Source organism: Exiguobacterium sp. SH0S7, assembly GCF_004337195.1.
Taxonomy (GTDB): Bacteria; Bacillota; Bacilli; order Exiguobacteriales; family Exiguobacteriaceae; genus Exiguobacterium; species Exiguobacterium aurantiacum_A.
In genome coordinates, this window is the sequence record NZ_SJVA01000002.1 from 36,227 (window position 1) to 53,037 (window position 16,811).

Genomic DNA, 16,811 nt, shown 5'->3' on the forward strand with positions numbered 1-16,811 from the left:
TGTGAACTACCATTTTCGTTTGCCGATATATTCGGCAATCTCAATCAACGACCGTTTGTCTTGAATATCCGGCAGTGAATCGAGTCGCTGAATCGCCCGGTTCACGTAACGGTCGATCGTGCGTTGACTTCGTTCAAGCGTACCGTTCCGTTGCACTTCGCGGACGAGCGTCCGGGTCATCTCATCGTTCGAGGCGTTCGTGACTTGCTGCAACCGCTCATAAAACACAGGATCTTCTGATGAATAGAAGAGCGGCAATGTTTTATGCCCATGCTTCAAATCTTCACCGACGGGCTTACCGAGTTGAAAACTCTTCGCCGTGAAATCGAGCAAATCATCCGTCATCTGAAACGCCATCCCGATATCGTAGCCGAACAACCGAAGTTGTTTGACGACGTCAGGTGACGCCCCGGAGACGACGGCCCCGGCCGCGCAACTCGTCTCGATCAAGAGTGCCGTCTTCCGGGCGATCCGGTCCAAGTACCGCTTCGGGGATTGCGCCCAGTCATATTGGTCTTGAATTTGATTGATCTCGCCGATACAGATCAGTTCCATCGTCTCCGCCATGATTTGCATCACTTCCGGGGAATCGACTTCGGACACGAGCCGAATCGCTTCCCCGAACAACGTATTACCGGTATACATGGCGACGCTCTCGTCATATCGTTCCATCACGGTCGGTTTTCCGCGGCGCAGTGTCGCGTCATCGATCACATCATCGTGAACGAGTGACGCCATATGAATCAGCTCGAGGCTCGCCGCAACTTTCGTCAGACGAATATCATTCCCAGTCCCAAATCCGGCACTGAGCAATACGAACGCCGGACGGATCCGCTTCCCCCCGGCATCTAGCAATTGTTTCGATGCGGCTTCGATCACCGGATGTTCCGTGTGGACCCGCGTCGACAAAAACCGATCAATCTGTTCGATTTCTCGGTTCATGTGGCGATAAAGTCGCTTTAAAGACATCGTTCACCACTTCTTTCCTAGGTGCATGGCGCACGCACCACCGGAAAACGCCTTGACTTCGACTTGCTCGAACCCGGCTTCTTCAAACATGCGCTTTAACGTCAACCGGTCAGGGAACTGATCCGTCGATTCTTGCAGCCACTTGTATTGATCATACGACCCGGCAAACACTTTGCCGAATAGCGGCATGACTGATCCAAAGTAAAATTTATAGAGCCCGCTGAATAGTGGTGCCGTCGGTTGGCTCGTCTCGAGACAGACCACTGTCCCGCCCGGTTTTAAGACGCGGTGCATCTCCCGGAGGACCGTCATATAATCCGGTACGTTCCGAAGGCCAAATCCGATCGTCACATAGTCGAATGAATGATCTCCGAACGGCAACTCCATCGCGTTCCCGTGAATGAGTTCGATCATCGGATAATCAGCCACTTTCTCGTGTCCGACAGCGAGCATATTTTCAGAAAAATCGAGTCCTTTGACGACCCCGGTGTTTCCGGCCGCCTCGGCGAGTTGAATCGTCCAATCGGCCGTCCCGCAGCAAACGTCCAAACATTTTGCGCCGGGGAACACTTGCATGCGCCGCATTGTCGCTCTGCGCCACCATTTATGCAGACGGAAACTGATGATCGAGTTCATCGTATCGTAGCTTGGCGAGATCGTTTGAAATACTTCATATACTTTTTGCTCTTTCTCTTTCGGTTGCAACACGTAACACCCTTTCCGTTCTAAGCGACAGCATGCGCGAGTAGTGTCGATAGCTGTTCTCTTTTTTCTTGGCGCAGTTCTGTTGCCTTCTGTTCGATGATTTCTTTCCCGTACGATGTCAAATAAGATTGACCTAGCAGTTCGGAAAACGTTTTGATTAATCCGAAGTTCGCTTCCATCCACGTCACAACAGCGACGTCCGTCCCTAAGGCGAGTGTGCACTTCGCGCCGTTCACAAGCTGCACGGTTCGACCGAAACGGTTGCTATAGTCCGCTGGAAACATCGCCAATATTTTATAAAATTGAGCCGAGGCGTAATCTCCGGCGAGCACTTTAAGTTGCCGTTCAAGGGACCCGTTCGGGCACTCCTTCACTTGATCGTGCAGCTCGAGTGCTTGATGGGCAAAATAAGTCGCGAGCACGAGCTGTCGATGTTGATGCGATTCGAGTTCAATCATGTCGATCATCCAACGAAGTAAAGGCATGTCGACCGCGGGTACAATCTCGTGTCTCGTCAAATACGGATGAGTCATACGTTGTTCGATTTGACGAGCAAGGTCGGTGACAACGCTTTCGTTTGTCAACTGCTCCATGCTATCCCCCCCTCGTCCTCTTCGTTGTCATTCTGACATAGTATAGCACATTTTTGTCACATTCACGCCATGTGAACTTGCTTTCAACTACAAAAAAAGCCGCCTCTCGGCGACTTATGTATTGCTCATTATTTGACCGCATCTTTAAGCGCTTTACCTGCTTTGAAGGCAGGAACTTTGCTTGCAGGGATTTCGATATCTTCTTTCGTACGTGGGTTGCGACCTTTACGGGCAGCACGTTCACGAACTTCAAAAGTACCAAAACCGATCAATTGAATTTTCTCACCGCTTTGGAGTGCTTCAGTGATTGATTCAAACGTTGCTTCTACGATTTTCGTTGCGTCTTTTTTAGACACATCTGCTTTCTCGACAACTGCGTTGATCAATTCAGTTTTGTTCATCACGATTCACCTCCTCTCACAGAGAGTTTACGGGATTAATCATATCGTACAAACGTTGATATGACAACATTTTTTAAGCGAAAAGGTCATAAGCGGACACCTTGCTCGACTCAATTGTTTAAAAACTCGACCTCACCTTGGTCATTAATCGTATACCCTTGCGAATAAGCCGGGGCGAACGGTGCGTCATCGTAGAGCAAATAACGAATATCCTCTCCTACTTTCGGCTCGGCATCCGTGTTCTCGAGCACGGCTTCGATGTCAGCCCGGTAATCGACGAACAATTGACCAGTCCCATCCACATAGATCGGCAACTCGTTTTCCGTGTATGGGCTCGGGATGAACGGTTCTTCGGAGACGAAAACGAGATCGTAATCGATCGTAAACTGATTTTTTCCGAGCGACCCTTTGAACGGATATTTCCCTTCTTTGACTCGGAACGAATTGATATTCGTCTGCAGTTGTTGGAGGCGCTCGGTCACCCGCAAGTCAATCAGCTTGACCGTCGGCTCTGTCTCGGCGTCGACAAGGACGTATAAGAACAAGCCGCCCCCTTCGAAACTGTTTGCCGGCGGATCTGCCAAATAGCCAGGGACGAGGCGGCTAAACTCGACCGGGTAACGTTCCATCAGCGGCGTCTCGGCCGGCTTAGTTTTGATCGGTAAGACACCGGTCGTCTCTTTGAACGAGTCGACCGCCGTCTGGACCGATTTCAACTGGTCCTCATAAGGCACGTTGTCGACCCGATTTGTTTCCGGGAACATGCATCCGGCGAGCAGCGTCGCCGTCGCCAAACTGACGGCTAAAAACATTCGTTTCACGGTTTACCCTCCTGTCGGTCCAGAAGCGACCACATAAATCATAATGATCGTTCCGAATAGAAAAATCACGAATGCGACGACTCGAATGAGCACCGCAAACCAGCCTGAAAGTTTCGTGTGGCTGACTGCCACCATGAGCGCAGCGACGGCAAATGCCCCAATCCCCGCAAATGAAATCCACATCTTGATGAGTGACGGTGTCACGTCTATCCCCTCGACTTTCTCTATAAATCTTACTCCGTAATTTAGTGTAGCAAAAAAAACAAAGGAACTGAACGAAAACGTCAGTTCCTTTGTTGTTATTCGCCCTCGAAATGGAAAACTTCTTCCATTTCGTGTTTTTGTGGGCGTCTCATCAACTTTTTCACTTCATCATGCGGACTTTTTCCTTCGAACAGCACGTTGTAAAGCGCTTCCGTGATCGGCATGTCGACGCCGGCTTCGCGGGCAAGTGTGTGCGCCGCTTCACAGGCACGCACACCTTCGACGACCATACCCATCTGATCGAGTACGTCTTCAAGCTTCTCCCCACGTCCGATGGCGTTACCAGCTCGCCAGTTTCGGCTGTGCTGTGACGTCGCGGTCACGATCAAATCACCGATCCCAGTCAAGCCCGAGAACGAGGCCGGGTTAGCGCCGAGTTTGACACCGAGCCGAGCGATCTCGACGATTCCGCGCGTCATGAGGGCAGCTTTCGCATTGTCGCCGTATCCGAGCCCGTCGGTCATCCCGGCGGCAAGGGCGATAATGTTTTTAAGCGCGCCCCCGTATTCCGCTCCGATGACGTCAGAGTTCAAATAGACTCGGAACTGATCGTTTGTGAGCAGTTCTTGAATCTCATCAGCGACAAATAAATCCTCACACGCGATGGTGATCGTCGTCGGTTTGCGGACGGCCACTTCCTCGGCGTGGGTCGGACCCGTCAATACACCGATGGCTCGACGTTTTGACGGATCGATCTCTTCAGCGATGATCTCAGACAAGCGCTTATGCGTCTTCGGTTCGATCCCTTTTGCGGCATGAACGATCGTGACCGGTTCCGTGAGCAAATCGTTCACTTCACGGGAAACCGGGCGAATCGCCGAGCTCGGGACGACGAGGAAAATGATTGAGCAATTTAGAACCGCCTCTTTCAAATCGGTCGTTGCCCGGATCGACGCCGGAAGCTGCACATCTTTCAAGTAAGTCGAATTCGTATGCGACGTGTTGATCTCATGGACGTGATCTTCCTCACGTCCGTAGAGCACGACGTCGTGTCCATTGTCAGCGAGGACGAGCGATAATGCCGTTCCCCAGCTTCCTGCACCAATGACAGCTACTTTTGCCATGTGAGGCACCCCCATTACTAGTTTTTCTGACGAGCCACGATGTGAATCGGTGTACCAGTAAAGTCAAACGCGCGGCGAATCTGGTTATCTAGATAACGTTTGTACGAGAAGTGAAGCAACTCAGGATCGTTGACGAACAACACGAACGTCGGTGGCTCGATCGCCACTTGCGTCGCATAGTTGATCTTGAGTCGTTGTCCTTTGTCCGTTGGTGTCGGGTTCATCGCGACCGCGTCGACGATGACATCGTTCAACACGCTCGTCGAAATACGCTGACGGTGTGATTCGGCAACTTGATTGATGACAGGAAGAAGCGTTTGCAACCGCTTCGACGTGAGTGCCGATAAGAATACGATTGGCGCGTAGTCGAGGAATAGGAATTCCTTGCGGATCTTCTCTTCCATCTTCTTCATCGTCTTGTCGTCTTTCTCGACAGCGTCCCATTTGTTGACGACGAGCACGATCGCTTTCCCAGCTTCGTGGGCAAGTCCTGCGACACGTTTGTCTTGCTCGATGATGCCTTCTTCGCCGTCAATGACGACGAGGACGACGTTCGAACGTTCAATCGCCTTTTGGGCACGCATGACACTATAACGTTCTGTCGATTCGTACACTTTGCCGCGCTTACGCATACCGGCCGTATCGATGATGACGTACTCTTGTCCATCACGAGTGAACGGTGTATCGATCGCATCGCGCGTCGTTCCGGCGATCGCCGAGACGATAACACGTTCTTCACCGAGAATCGCGTTCGTCAAACTCGATTTCCCGACGTTCGGGCGTCCGATGAGCGAGAACTGAATGACATCTTCGTTGTATTCGTAATCGTCTTTGTCCGGCGCGAGTTCGAGGACACGATCTAACAGATCACCAAGACCGAGTCCGTGTGTTCCCGAGATCGGGAACGGGTCGCCAAACCCGAGCGAGTAGAACTCATACATGAGTTCACGCATCTCGAAGTTATCGACTTTGTTGACGGCAAGCACGATCGGCTTGTTCGAACGGAACAACAAGTTCGCGACTTCTTCATCCGCTGCCGTGATCCCTTCACGACCGTTTACCATGAAGACGATGACGTCCGCCTCATCGATCGCGAGTTCGGCTTGATGACGCATCTGAACGAGAAGCGGCTCATCGCCGACCTCGATCCCGCCTGTGTCGATCAAATGAAACTTTCGGTTCAACCACTCACCCGTACCGTAAATACGGTCGCGTGTAACTCCCGGTTTGTCATCGACGATCGATACGCGATCACCGATGATCCGGTTGAAAATCGTGGATTTCCCAATATTCGGGCGGCCTACGATGGCCACTGCTGGAATTCCCATATAAACACCTCTTTAACTTTCATTCAAAAAATTATCGTTCCTATTTGCAACTGCACAATTATAGCACAGTCGAATATTAGTGACCATACAAAAAGAAGCGGGAGTATGACTCCCGCTTGAACGACCGTCTTATTTAGAATCGTCCGAGGCGTTTTCACCTGTCAGTTCAGATACAGAGAATCCGCCTTGATCGCTATATTCGTCAAGCAAAGACTGCTCTTCATCATCGCGTGAACCGTCTTCTGATTCGAGTGCACGCATCGACAATGAGATTTTCTTCTCATCGAGATGGACGTCGAGCACTTTCACTTTCACTTCTTGTCCTTCAGACAAGACTTCAGATGGCGTCGCGATGTGTCGGTTCGCAATCTGAGAAATGTGGAGCAACCCTTCGACTTGCGGCGCGACTTCGACGAACGCACCAAACGTGACGATACGTTTGACTTTCCCCGCGATCACGTCCCCAGGTTGAATCTTGCCTTCAACCGATTCCCACGGTCCCGGTTGCGTCTCTTTGATCGACAATTTCACTTTTTCATTGTCGAGGTCAAGACCAAGTACTTTCACTTTCACTTTGTCACCTTCTGTGACGACATCACTCGGTTTTTCAACACGACTATGAGCCATCTCAGAAATATGGACGAGACCGTCGACGCCGCCGATATCGACGAACGCACCAAAGTCAGTCAGACGTTGGACGGTTCCTTCGATAATTTGACCGACCTCGAGCGATTCAAGCGTTTCCGCCTTCTTCGCACTCATCTCTGCCTCTGCCACCGCTTTATGCGACAAGATGACGCGATTTTTTTCGCGGTCCATCTCGACGACTTTAACCGTAATCGGCTTATGCAAGTATGATGAGAAATCTTCGACGAAGTGGTTTTCTACGAGTGAAGCCGGGATAAAGCCGCGGATGCCGATATCGACGACAAGACCGCCTTTGACCTTATCTTTCACCATGACTTCAAATACTTCGCCCGATTCGAATTTTTCAACGATTTGATCCCAAGCTGCCTCGGCATCTACGTCTTTCTTCGATACGACAACCTCTTCATCCGTGACCTTTTTCACTTTGACACGGATTTCGTCGTTGACATGGAGTGATTCGTTTAAATCGTCTAAATGCATGCTTGATACTTCGCTGATTGGCAAAATCGCCTCGGTTTTGTAACCGATATCAATTAACGCTTGCTTGTCCTCGATTTTGACGACGATACCGGTCACGATTTGACCTCGATTAATTTCAAAATCAGGCATATCTTTCATTTCTTCGACCATTCCAACACTACCCCCTCACGATGAGTACAAAAAGGAGCGCCCTAAGGCGCTTAACACCTAGTATAAACTTCTTATAATTCGACAGATTTGTCAAGGTGTTATCAGGTTTGTTCCTCTGATTGCAACAGATTAAACCTGAAATTAACGAACGTTCTGTGAATGGGTCATGTACAGTTCGGCGATTGTCGCCATGATCAAATCGGCGGCGTCTTGGGCACTCGCTTTGTCCGCTTTCAGCTGTGAGAAGTCGATCGGCTCGCCGATGACGACCTTCAACTTCGAACGGAACTTGTATTTACCGATAATTGCGATCGGAAGGACGGCAGCGTTTGAACGGAGGGCGAAAAAACCGACACCGGCCTGTGCCTTGCCGAGCGATCCGTCTTTCGAACGGGTCCCTTCCGGAAAGATCGAGATGACCTCGTCCTCTTTCAACTTCTGAAGAACAGTACGCAGCGCTTGACGGTCTCCTTCCCCGCGTGACACCGGGATTTGCCCGGAGCGTGTCAAAATCCGTTTTAAAACCGGGACATCGAACAGCTCTTTTTTTGCAAAAAAACGAATTGGCCGTTGCTTCGGCATGGCACTGGCCAACAAGACCGGGTCCCAGTTCGACTGGTGGTTCGAACAGACGATGATCGAGCCGTCCTCAGGTACATTCTCACGACCGACATACTCGACGCGGAAGCTGAGCAGACGCATGATTCGAACGACGCCGACCGTTAACCGATACATCCCGAACGGACCGTTGTTGAGCGGCTTCATCGTCCGACCACCTGTTCCATGAGCTGTTCAACAGCCGTGACGACACCATCGATCGACAAATGGGTCGTGTCGAGGAAGTGGGCGTCATCCGCTTGACGGAGTGGAGCGACGACGCGCTCTGAGTCCCGTTTATCACGCAAGGCGATCTCTTGTTTCAATTGTTCGAAATCGCTCGGGAGACCTTTTGACACGTTCTCCTCGTGGCGACGACGGGCACGTTCCTCGACGGTCGCGGTCATGAACACTTTCAAGTCTGCCTCAGGCAATACGTGCGTCCCGATGTCACGACCGTCCATGACGATGCCGCCGTCCCGAGCCAAGTCCCGTTGTAAATCCATAAGTGCGTCCCGGACCTCGGGCTGTCTTGCGACAAAACTGACGTTGTTCGTCACTTCACTCGTCCGAATGACTTCGGTCACTTCCTCGTCACCGTCAAACACGCGTTGCCCGCTCTCGCTCGGGACGAGACGTAACTCCATCTTGCCGATCATCTCAGCGAGGGCGGGGCCGTCTTCTAATCCGACGTGTTGCTCGAGCGCGCGATATGTGACAGCCCGGTAGATTGCCCCGGTATCGATGTACACGTAACCTAATTTTTTAGCGAGCGTTTTAGCGATCGTGCTCTTGCCGGCTCCTGCCGGCCCATCTAATGCGATTTGTAGCGGTTTAGTCATAAAAATTGGGTATCGGCTCATTCCGATACCCACCTCCTCTCGGTCGTTTGTTCCGAGAACATCATACCAGTTTTTTAACGTGAAGAAAATACGGAGCCGGTCCGTTTTCTGGCTTCGAGCTGGGCCCGGAAACAATAACGTAAAATCGTCTCCTGATCACGAGGCGTCAAATCCTCAAAACAAAGTGACAGCTCGTGCTTTACGGCCTGCTCTTGAACCCGGACGAGACGGCTCTTGACACGGAACGTCTGGGGCGTCCCTCGCTCGTCCTCGATCCGGAATACGACGATGACCGACTCATCGACGTCGACCGGCGAACGGTTCGCCACGACACGCATCCCGCCGGCCGACACGTCTAGTGACGTCGTCTCAAATGACGGAAACGCTTCGCCGTCTGCCGCGAGCACCGTCACGTTGATCATCTCCGGCACGCGCAAGTACTCGCGACGTTGGACGCGCTTGATTTTTTTCTCGTCCGGCAAGTTAAACGCATAGCGAAGCGTCAGCTGGGCGTCACTGATCCGTTTCGTGACGACTGAATCGAACGCGTACAGTTGATCTTCGCCTTTGAAAAAGTACAAACGCATCGGTTCATCCTCATGCAAAAAAAACGTCTTTAGCGTCGCAATCTCGCTCGGAGATTCGATCCAGACGACACCGCCGTTAATGGCAGCGATTTTCGTCTTCCCTTCGTTTCTCCCTTCAACTTCAACTCGTAACTCTTGACCAACTTTTAACATGAACCCGTTCCCCTTTTATCTATTTGTATTGACGACGATTTGATCGATTTGCAGTGCGGACGAGCAAGAGCGCGACCATCCATAGAATGACGATATAGAGCACGGCCGGCATCTTGTTCGTCGATTCAACGAGTAAGATATAGTCAAACATTCCGTGTAGCAACGTTGCCGACATGACAGCGGTGAACAGCCAAAACCGTTCATGCGCGGAATGTTTGGCCCGACCGAGACAAAAGCCCATTGCCACGGCGAAGAGCGCATGGCCGCTCACCGGCAAGACGGCTCGCCAAATCGCAATCTCGAGCGAGTCATAAACCCACAAGTATAGAAAATTCTCCAACGTGGCAAAGCCGAGTGAACAGGCGACCGCATAGAGAATCCCGTCGTAGTAATCATCAAAAACTTTATGTATGTATATTGTATAATAGATCATGAACCATTTAAAAAATTCTTCTAATAGAGCGGTGGCCACGAACGCTTGCCAAAACGGGCCGACAAGGACCCCTTCTTCCACAAACGCATATTGGACGAACATGATCGGAAAGACAAGAATGGCACCGGCGACAAACGAACGAATCACATAGCCGAGCGGTTCCGCTTCCAACTCATGCCGTAAATAGAAGTAGGAAAGAAGGGCGAATCCTGGCGCAACCGCAGACAAGGCGATTGCAATCATGATGCATCTCTCCTTTCTATCGTTAAGCATACACTGAATAAGCCGAAAGAAAAAGTAGCTAACGCCTAGAAAATGGAAGAAAAGGACAAAAAAAGTTGGAGGTCGACTATGAATCATCTATTACTCATCCATACCGGCGGCACGATCGCGATGTCGCAGACCGGTTCGGGCCACGTCTCACCAAGCGAGGTCAATCCGATTGACGCGACGTTGCCGAAAGCGACCGACATCGCAAAAATTACGACGAAGCACTTCTCAAACATTCCGTCTCCTCATATGACGCCCGAGAAGATGCTCGAGCTCGCCCAGTTCATCGCGCAGCAGTTGACGCAAGACACGTATGACGGCGTCGTCATCACCCACGGGACCGACACGCTCGAAGAGACGGCGTACTTCCTGCAGATCACGCTCGGTGCCCCCGTGCCAATCGTCTTGACGGGAGCGATGCGCTCGTCGAACGAGATCGGGTCGGACGGCGAGTTTAACCTCATCACGGCGCTCCGGGTCGCAAGAAGCGAAGCCGCACGTGGCAAAGGGGTGCTCGTCGTCTTCAACGGCGAGATCCACTCGGCGTTCAACGTCACGAAGACGCACACCTCTTCCGTCGACACGTTCAAATCGGTCCACTTCGGAAACGTCGGGATGGTGACGAAGGACCACGTCCTCATCTACAGCCAACCGACGACGAGACAGCCGAAGATGATTCCAACGATCACGAAACGGGTCGCCGTATTGAAAGTTGTCGCCGGCATGGAACCTGACTTGCTAGAAGCCGTGCTCGACCTTGGCTATGACGGGCTCGTCCTCGAAGTGCTCGGTCAAGGAAACGTTCCACCGTCGATCGTCCCGGCACTCGAACGACTCGTCGACCACATCCCGGTCGTCATCGTCAGCCGCTGTTTTAACGGTATCGTTCAAGACGTGTACGGGTATGAGGGTGGCGGTAAACAACTGAAAGAGATGGGCATCATCTTCTCGAACGGTCTCAATTCGCAAAAAGCACGGCTCCGTCTCCTCGTCGAGCTCGAATCAGGCTCGTCGCAACCGGTCATGGAACACAGCTTCAGCTTCCAGCAGTGACTTGCCATCTCAGCCTTCGTTCCATACAATGAGGGATGAGGTGATTTCATTGGACAAACACGCGATCATTGTCGGCGCCGGCCCGTGCGGCCTGTCGGCGGCAATCGAATTAGAACGGGTCGGTATCTCGTGCACGATCATCGAACGAGGCAACATCGTCGATGCGATTTACCGCTATCCGACCCATCAGACGTTTTTCTCATCAGCCACTTTGCTTGAAATCGGGGATATCCCGTTCATCTGTAAAGACTTAAAACCACATCGCCAAGACGCGCTCGTCTATTATCGTGAAGTCGTGAGCCGGACCGGGCTTGTCGTCAAACCGTTCGAGACGGTCGAATCGGTCGACCGTCGTGCCGACAAATTCATCGTCCGGTCCCGTCACGACCGCCACGGCGTCACAGAACGCCTTGCCGACTTCGTCGTTCTCGCGACCGGGTACTACGGACGGCCCCGCAAGTTAGACGTCCCGGGAGAAGAACTCCCGCACGTGACCCATTATTTCAAAGAAGCACATCCGTTTTATCGGCAACACGTCACCGTCATCGGCGGAAAGAACTCGGCGGTCGATGCGGCCATCGAACTCGAGAAAGCCGGGGCATACGTCACGGTGCTCTACCGCGGTGACGGCTATAGCCCATCGGTCAAACCATGGGTACTACCCGCTTTCGACTCCCTCGTTCGTCATGAAAAAGTACGTCTTGAGCTCGAGGCCGAGATCATTCGCATCGAACAGGACCATGTCGTCTATCGACAACATGGCGAAGAGAAACGGGTCGCAACGGACCACGTCCTCGCCATGACCGGTTACTTGCCTGACCATGGGCTGTTCTCGGCAGCCGGTGTGCTCGTCGACGACGAGACCGGCATCCCGCAGTTTGATGAGGCGACGTATGAGACAAACGTCGATAACCTGTTCATCGCCGGCGTCGTCGCGGCCGGGAACGATGCCAACAAAATCTTCATCGAAAACGGCCGTTTTCACGGCCAAGCGATCGCCGAAGCGCTTCGGGAGCGCATCGGTGTGACATCGTCATAAACTTGTTCAACTAAAATGAGGAAGGACCCGACTGCGGGTCCTTCCTCATTTTGCGATGTTCATCGGCAAGTCGCCATCACACCCAGCCACGGAAGCGTGAGGCCTCCGCCATTTTACGGACACCGACCATATAGGCAGCGAGACGCATGTCGACTTTCCGGGCTGATGATGTGTTGTATACCGTATTGAACGAATGGACGAGCACTTTTTCAAGCTTCGTTTCGACTTCTTCTTCCGTCCAATAATAACCTTGATTGTTTTGGACCCATTCGAAGTAAGAGACTGTCACGCCACCGCTTGAAGCGAGGACGTCAGGGACAAGCAAGATGCCGCGCTCTGTCAAAATACGCGTCGCTTCGTTCGTCGTCGGTCCGTTCGCCGCCTCGACGATGATCGACGCTTTGATGTTATCGGCGTTATCTTCAGTGATCTGGTTCTCGATCGCGGCCGGGACTAAAATGTCACAGTCGAGCTCGAGCATCTCTTTGTTCGAAATCGTGTTTTTGAACAGTGTCGAGATCGTCCCGAACGAATCGCGCCGATCGAGCAAGTATGGGATGTCGAGTCCGTTCTCATCATAGATCGCGCCATATGCGTCACTGACAGCGATGACTTTCGCTCCCACGTCGTGCATGAACTTCGATAAGAAGCTGCCGGCGTTACCAAATCCTTGGACGACGACGCGCGCACCTTTCAACTCGATCCCCCGGCGAAGCGACGCCTCCCGGATCATGATGGCGACACCTTTGGCCGTCGCCGTCTCGCGACCGTGTGAACCACCGAGTACGAGCGGCTTACCGGTGATGAAGCCCGGTGAGTTGAATTCATCGATACGGCTGTACTCATCCATCATCCATGCCATGATCTGCGAGTTCGTAAACACGTCAGGCGCCGGGATATCCTTGGTCGGACCTACGATTTGGCTGATCGCTCGAACGTAGCCGCGGCTCAACCGTTCGATTTCACGGAAACTCATCTCACGCGGATCGCAAACGATGCCCCCTTTACCGCCACCGTAAGGAAGGTCGACGATACCGGCCTTCAGGCTCATCCATATCGACAGCGCCTTGACTTCTACTTCCGTCACGCTCGGGTGGAAGCGAATCCCACCTTTCGTCGGGCCGACAGCATCGTTATGTTGCGCCCGATAGCCAGTGAAGATCTTCGTCGAACCGTCGTCCATGCGGACAGGAATACGCACGGTCAACATCCGAAGCGGCTCTTTCAACAGCTCGTACATCTCTTCTGGATAACCGAGTTTCTCGAGCGCCTCGTGGACAACTTCCTGTGTCGATTCAAGGATGTTTTTTCGTTTTTGATGACCTTTTTCTTGATCCGTAATCATGAAGGTTTCCTCCCCTAAATTGTCAATTCTCCCCCAAGAATCAACCTCGTATTCGTTTAAAAGTATAGCCGATAAGCAAGCATTTTGAAAGGGTTTTACAAAAATAATGAAAGCGTTTTCTAAAAAGCGGAGAAGGGGAATCCCTTCTTATTTCTCTAAGGCGAGCGCGATGAAACGCTCTAGCAATTCACCGTAAGAAATACCGGCGACGTTCGCACTGTCCGGGAACAGACTGAGCGGCGTCATCCCCGGGAGCGTGTTCGTCTCGAGGATGTAGGCCAATCCTTGCTCCGACACTAAGAAGTCAGAACGTGAATAGCCGCTGCAGCCGAGGGCACGGTGCGCCTCAATCGCGGCCGCTTGCACTTCTTTCGTCAACGCCTCCGGCAACTCCGCCGGACAGACGTGAATCGACCCGCCTTCCGAATACTTAGACTCGTAGTCGTAAAATTCATTCTTCGGGATGATCTCGATGACCGGGAGGGCGTGCTCGTTCCCACGGTTGCCGAGCACCGGAACGGTCAGCTCACGACCTTTGATGTACTGTTCGACCAACACGGCCGTATCACATTGGAACGCCTTGGCGATGCCCGCGCGTAGCATCGACTCGTCGGTCGCGATCGTCAACCCGTTCGAAGAGCCTTCTTGCGCCGGTTTGACGACACAAGGAAACTCACCGCCCCATTCGGCCACTTTCAAATCGAGGTCATCCCCTGCTTGGACGAGGACGTCACGGGCGACACGAATACCTGAAGCGGCGAAAATGATTTTCGCGCGCGCCTTGTCCATCGCGAGAGCCGAAGCCAAGACGCCCGACCCTGTATAAGGGAGCTGCGCCATCTCGAGGAGCGACTGGACGCGACCGTCTTCTCCATACTTGCCGTGCAGGGCACTGACGACGACGTCTGCTTGAAGCGTCAATAACTCTTCAGCCCGATCCGGGTGAAAATCGATGGCCACGACTTCATGACCCCGTGCCTCTAACGCTTCGATCATACCTTTACCACTCGTAAGCGACACTTCACGCTCACCCGATACTCCACCATATAAAACAGCGACTTTCATCATATCTCTCCTTCAGCTAACTTCTCAAAAATTCAAGTTTTATCATACCATGTGTCAGCTGAAAACAATAGAAACAGAATAGTAAAAAAGCCGTACTTACGCGAACGTATCGTACAGCTGTTTCACTGCTTGTTCAGTTTGGATGGTCTTCCCGTACTCCATCATGAGATACGGGCTGACGGTCGTCGTCTTGCCATATTCAGACAGGATGGCGGCGAGCCGTTCCTCGACTTGCGGTTTGAGAACTTCCACAAAATGTAAGTAATAGCGGCCGTCATAATGATAGAGTGCCCCACCTTGGTCGGTGTCTTGCATATGCGGAAACGCACGGATCGACGCATTGATCACGTCTTCAATATCGTCAAACTGATAAATCAAATGATGGATCACATCGATCGTCAAGCGAATCTCGACTTGTTCTTGATCCGACTCGGCGACGACCGCATCGACTTTTTGGACATCGATGACGAGTCCATCGCGTGGAAACATCGTCACATTCAAGTCGACAGCACCTTGGGGCATGAACCCATATTCGGCCTCGGCCGTTTCAAGCAATTCCCGCCATAGTTCTTGACCGCTCTCTCCGACAATCGTATCGATGGCGATCCCTCGAATCGATAAGTCGCTCGCAGTCAAGTATACCCTCAAATGTTCTTTTGTCTGTTTTTCAAATCTCAAACGAAAACCTCCAAAGAAAAATCATTCTACTTAATAAGCTACTCCCGTTTTGTCGACCTGTCAAATGGTTGACAACCACTCGTTCCAAGCTTCGGGCGTATCTCCTAGAAACGCCCCTTCAAATTGCGACGCTTGTTGACTGACGGCGTATCCACCCGCACCGATGACGAGGTCTGGGTGCTCCGCTTGAATGTAACGCATCGCTTCTTGAAGATTGGCAATGTGCTCCGTTAACGTACATGAAAAAATTAAACATTTCGCGTCGATATCATGGAGCGCTATGCTCAAATCCTCTTTCGGGAACCCCGCTCCGAGGAAAATGACGTCAAAACCGTATTGTCTTAAATAGAGCGTCACGAACAAAAGGCCGATTTCATGCATCTCACCCGGGGCGCAGACGCAAATGATTCGGGGCAAAAATGGATTCATCGGCATTTGAAGAGACAACGTCGACAAGCGGGCCCGGAAAAAAGACGTCGCAAAGTGTTCGTGTGCAATCGTGACCTTCCCATTTTCCCAGCGTGTGCCGATATCCATCAGCAACGGGCTAATGATATCTTTCGTCACTTTTTCAAAACTGAACGTGTTGAAGGCACGGTTCATCAAATCGTGCGCTTTCCGTTCATCAAATTTGAGCAGCGCGTCCATTAATCCATCCTTCAATTCTTCATCGTAGAGACGAGCAGGTTTCGGCTTCGGTGCCTCATGAAGTTGCTGAATCGCTTGCGAGACGGTCAACCCTTCCCGTTGTTTTTCAACGACCCATTTGATTTTTTCGACGTCTTGGTCGGAATACAACCGGTGACCCGAATCGGTCCGACTCGGTTCGATAAACTGATAACGACGCTCCCAAGCCCGAATCGTCGTCGGGTTCACACCGGTCAGTGACGCGACTGTCTTGATGGAGTACTTCGGCATAGCAGCCCTCCTCTCCTACAGGTTCTTCTTTTTAAGTATAGACCCATCATTTCAGCTTTACCTGTTTTATTGTGCAAATTTGTGAGAAACAGGTGTGACTTTTCCAATTCAAGTAAACATCGCGAGGATGTTGAAACAAAATAAAAAAATACGGCGTCTCCACCGTATCATCAGAAAAATAATGTATGACGTCCTATATATAAAAATGCGAGGATAATCGCAAACATCGTCAAAGTCAGCATCATAGCCAGCGGTCGTTTCAACCAATTATCATTCAATTTTTCTTTCCGCTCGTGCTCTTGCCGTTCCGACCGAGACGGCAACGTGTCCACGACTTTTTCACGAAGAGAATCTGCTTGGTTTCGATGTCGCAACGTGTGCCCTCCTTTACCTTTTTTATCATTTTAC

Annotated in this window: 20 protein-coding genes; 2 read left to right on the forward strand and 18 right to left on the reverse strand. The window is 51.7% G+C overall.

The features are described 5' to 3' along the window. Nucleotides 1-6: 6 nt before the first annotated feature. The 13 genes from EVJ22_RS03895 to prsW all read right to left on the reverse strand — a co-directional run bounded on the left by EVJ22_RS03895 (nt 7) and on the right by prsW (nt 10,278). Nucleotides 7-942 carry a polyprenyl synthetase family protein gene (locus EVJ22_RS03895; protein ID WP_233589593.1) on the reverse strand — a complete coding sequence of 312 codons (936 nt, stop codon included), beginning with the start codon at nt 940-942 and terminating at the stop codon, nt 7-9. Between the two features lie 30 nt (nt 943-972). Next, the gene (locus EVJ22_RS03900; RefSeq protein WP_035386712.1) at nt 973-1,674 is read right to left on the reverse strand and encodes a demethylmenaquinone methyltransferase; all 702 of its coding nucleotides are present in this window, start codon (nt 1,672-1,674) and stop codon (nt 973-975) included. 20 nt (nt 1,675-1,694) lie between these two features. Beyond that, the gene (locus tag EVJ22_RS03905) at nt 1,695-2,267 is read right to left on the reverse strand and encodes a heptaprenyl diphosphate synthase component 1 (protein ID WP_071399652.1); all 573 of its coding nucleotides are present in this window, start codon (nt 2,265-2,267) and stop codon (nt 1,695-1,697) included. A 128-nt stretch (nt 2,268-2,395) separates the two neighbouring features. Next, complete coding sequence (locus EVJ22_RS03910; protein ID WP_198010937.1) at nt 2,396-2,671, reverse strand: HU family DNA-binding protein; 276 nt, start codon at nt 2,669-2,671, stop codon at nt 2,396-2,398. 107 nt (nt 2,672-2,778) lie between these two features. Continuing rightward, entirely contained in the window at nt 2,779-3,480 is a 702-nt protein-coding gene (locus EVJ22_RS03915; protein WP_131443536.1) for a hypothetical protein, read from the reverse strand. Nucleotides 3,481-3,492: 12 nt separating this feature from the next. Then, nucleotides 3,493-3,672, reverse strand: coding sequence for a DUF2768 domain-containing protein (locus EVJ22_RS03920; RefSeq protein ID WP_233589594.1), 180 nt, complete (start codon nt 3,670-3,672; stop codon nt 3,493-3,495). Nucleotides 3,673-3,788: 116 nt separating this feature from the next. After that, on the reverse strand, nt 3,789-4,817 hold the full coding sequence (locus EVJ22_RS03925) for an NAD(P)H-dependent glycerol-3-phosphate dehydrogenase (RefSeq protein WP_131443333.1): 1,029 nt from the start codon (nt 4,815-4,817) through the stop codon (nt 3,789-3,791). A 17-nt stretch (nt 4,818-4,834) separates the two neighbouring features. Further along, nucleotides 4,835-6,145: a ribosome biogenesis GTPase Der gene (gene der, locus EVJ22_RS03930; protein ID WP_035386714.1), complete on the reverse strand. Its 1,311-nt coding sequence runs from the start codon at nt 6,143-6,145 to the stop codon at nt 4,835-4,837. Between the two features lie 129 nt (nt 6,146-6,274). Next, nucleotides 6,275-7,423, reverse strand: coding sequence for a 30S ribosomal protein S1 (gene rpsA, locus EVJ22_RS03935; protein ID WP_070327437.1), 1,149 nt, complete (start codon nt 7,421-7,423; stop codon nt 6,275-6,277). A 141-nt stretch (nt 7,424-7,564) separates the two neighbouring features. After that, nucleotides 7,565-8,188, reverse strand: coding sequence for a lysophospholipid acyltransferase family protein (locus tag EVJ22_RS03940; RefSeq protein WP_131443335.1), 624 nt, complete (start codon nt 8,186-8,188; stop codon nt 7,565-7,567). After that, entirely contained in the window at nt 8,185-8,862 is a 678-nt protein-coding gene (gene cmk, locus EVJ22_RS03945) for a (d)CMP kinase (protein WP_070327439.1), read from the reverse strand. Before cmk ends, EVJ22_RS03940 begins: the two co-directional genes overlap by 4 nt. A 74-nt stretch (nt 8,863-8,936) precedes the next feature. Then, a complete protein-coding gene (locus EVJ22_RS03950) occupies nt 8,937-9,602 on the reverse strand; it encodes a flagellar brake protein (RefSeq protein WP_070327440.1) in 666 nt (221 codons plus the stop codon). Nucleotides 9,603-9,621: 19 nt separating this feature from the next. After that, nucleotides 9,622-10,278, reverse strand: a complete 657-nt coding sequence (gene prsW / locus EVJ22_RS03955; RefSeq protein ID WP_071399648.1) for a glutamic-type intramembrane protease PrsW — start codon at nt 10,276-10,278, stop codon at nt 9,622-9,624. Nucleotides 10,279-10,386: 108 nt separating this feature from the next. Here prsW and EVJ22_RS03960 point away from each other — a divergent pair, with 108 nt between their 5' ends. Both EVJ22_RS03960 and EVJ22_RS03965 read left to right on the forward strand, forming a co-directional pair. Beyond that, nucleotides 10,387-11,358, forward strand: a complete 972-nt coding sequence (locus EVJ22_RS03960; protein ID WP_071399647.1) for an asparaginase — start codon at nt 10,387-10,389, stop codon at nt 11,356-11,358. Nucleotides 11,359-11,386: 28 nt separating this feature from the next. Further along, nucleotides 11,387-12,397 carry a YpdA family putative bacillithiol disulfide reductase gene (locus EVJ22_RS03965; protein ID WP_070327443.1) on the forward strand — a complete coding sequence of 337 codons (1,011 nt, stop codon included), beginning with the start codon at nt 11,387-11,389 and terminating at the stop codon, nt 12,395-12,397. A gap of 76 nt (nt 12,398-12,473) precedes the next feature. Here EVJ22_RS03965 and EVJ22_RS03970 read toward each other — a convergent pair whose 3' ends face one another. The 5 genes from EVJ22_RS03970 to EVJ22_RS03990 form a co-directional block, all read right to left on the reverse strand. Beyond that, the gene (locus EVJ22_RS03970) at nt 12,474-13,742 is read right to left on the reverse strand and encodes a Glu/Leu/Phe/Val family dehydrogenase (protein ID WP_070327444.1); all 1,269 of its coding nucleotides are present in this window, start codon (nt 13,740-13,742) and stop codon (nt 12,474-12,476) included. Nucleotides 13,743-13,889: 147 nt separating this feature from the next. Continuing rightward, the gene (locus EVJ22_RS03975; protein ID WP_070327445.1) at nt 13,890-14,807 is read right to left on the reverse strand and encodes a D-alanine--D-alanine ligase; all 918 of its coding nucleotides are present in this window, start codon (nt 14,805-14,807) and stop codon (nt 13,890-13,892) included. Nucleotides 14,808-14,903: 96 nt separating this feature from the next. Then, nucleotides 14,904-15,485 carry an adaptor protein MecA gene (locus tag EVJ22_RS03980; protein ID WP_071399645.1) on the reverse strand — a complete coding sequence of 194 codons (582 nt, stop codon included), beginning with the start codon at nt 15,483-15,485 and terminating at the stop codon, nt 14,904-14,906. Between the two features lie 60 nt (nt 15,486-15,545). Then, nucleotides 15,546-16,403, reverse strand: coding sequence for a MerR family transcriptional regulator (locus EVJ22_RS03985; protein ID WP_071399644.1), 858 nt, complete (start codon nt 16,401-16,403; stop codon nt 15,546-15,548). A gap of 170 nt (nt 16,404-16,573) precedes the next feature. After that, the gene (locus tag EVJ22_RS03990; RefSeq protein WP_070327448.1) at nt 16,574-16,777 is read right to left on the reverse strand and encodes a hypothetical protein; all 204 of its coding nucleotides are present in this window, start codon (nt 16,775-16,777) and stop codon (nt 16,574-16,576) included. Between the last annotated feature and the right edge of the window lie 34 nt (nt 16,778-16,811).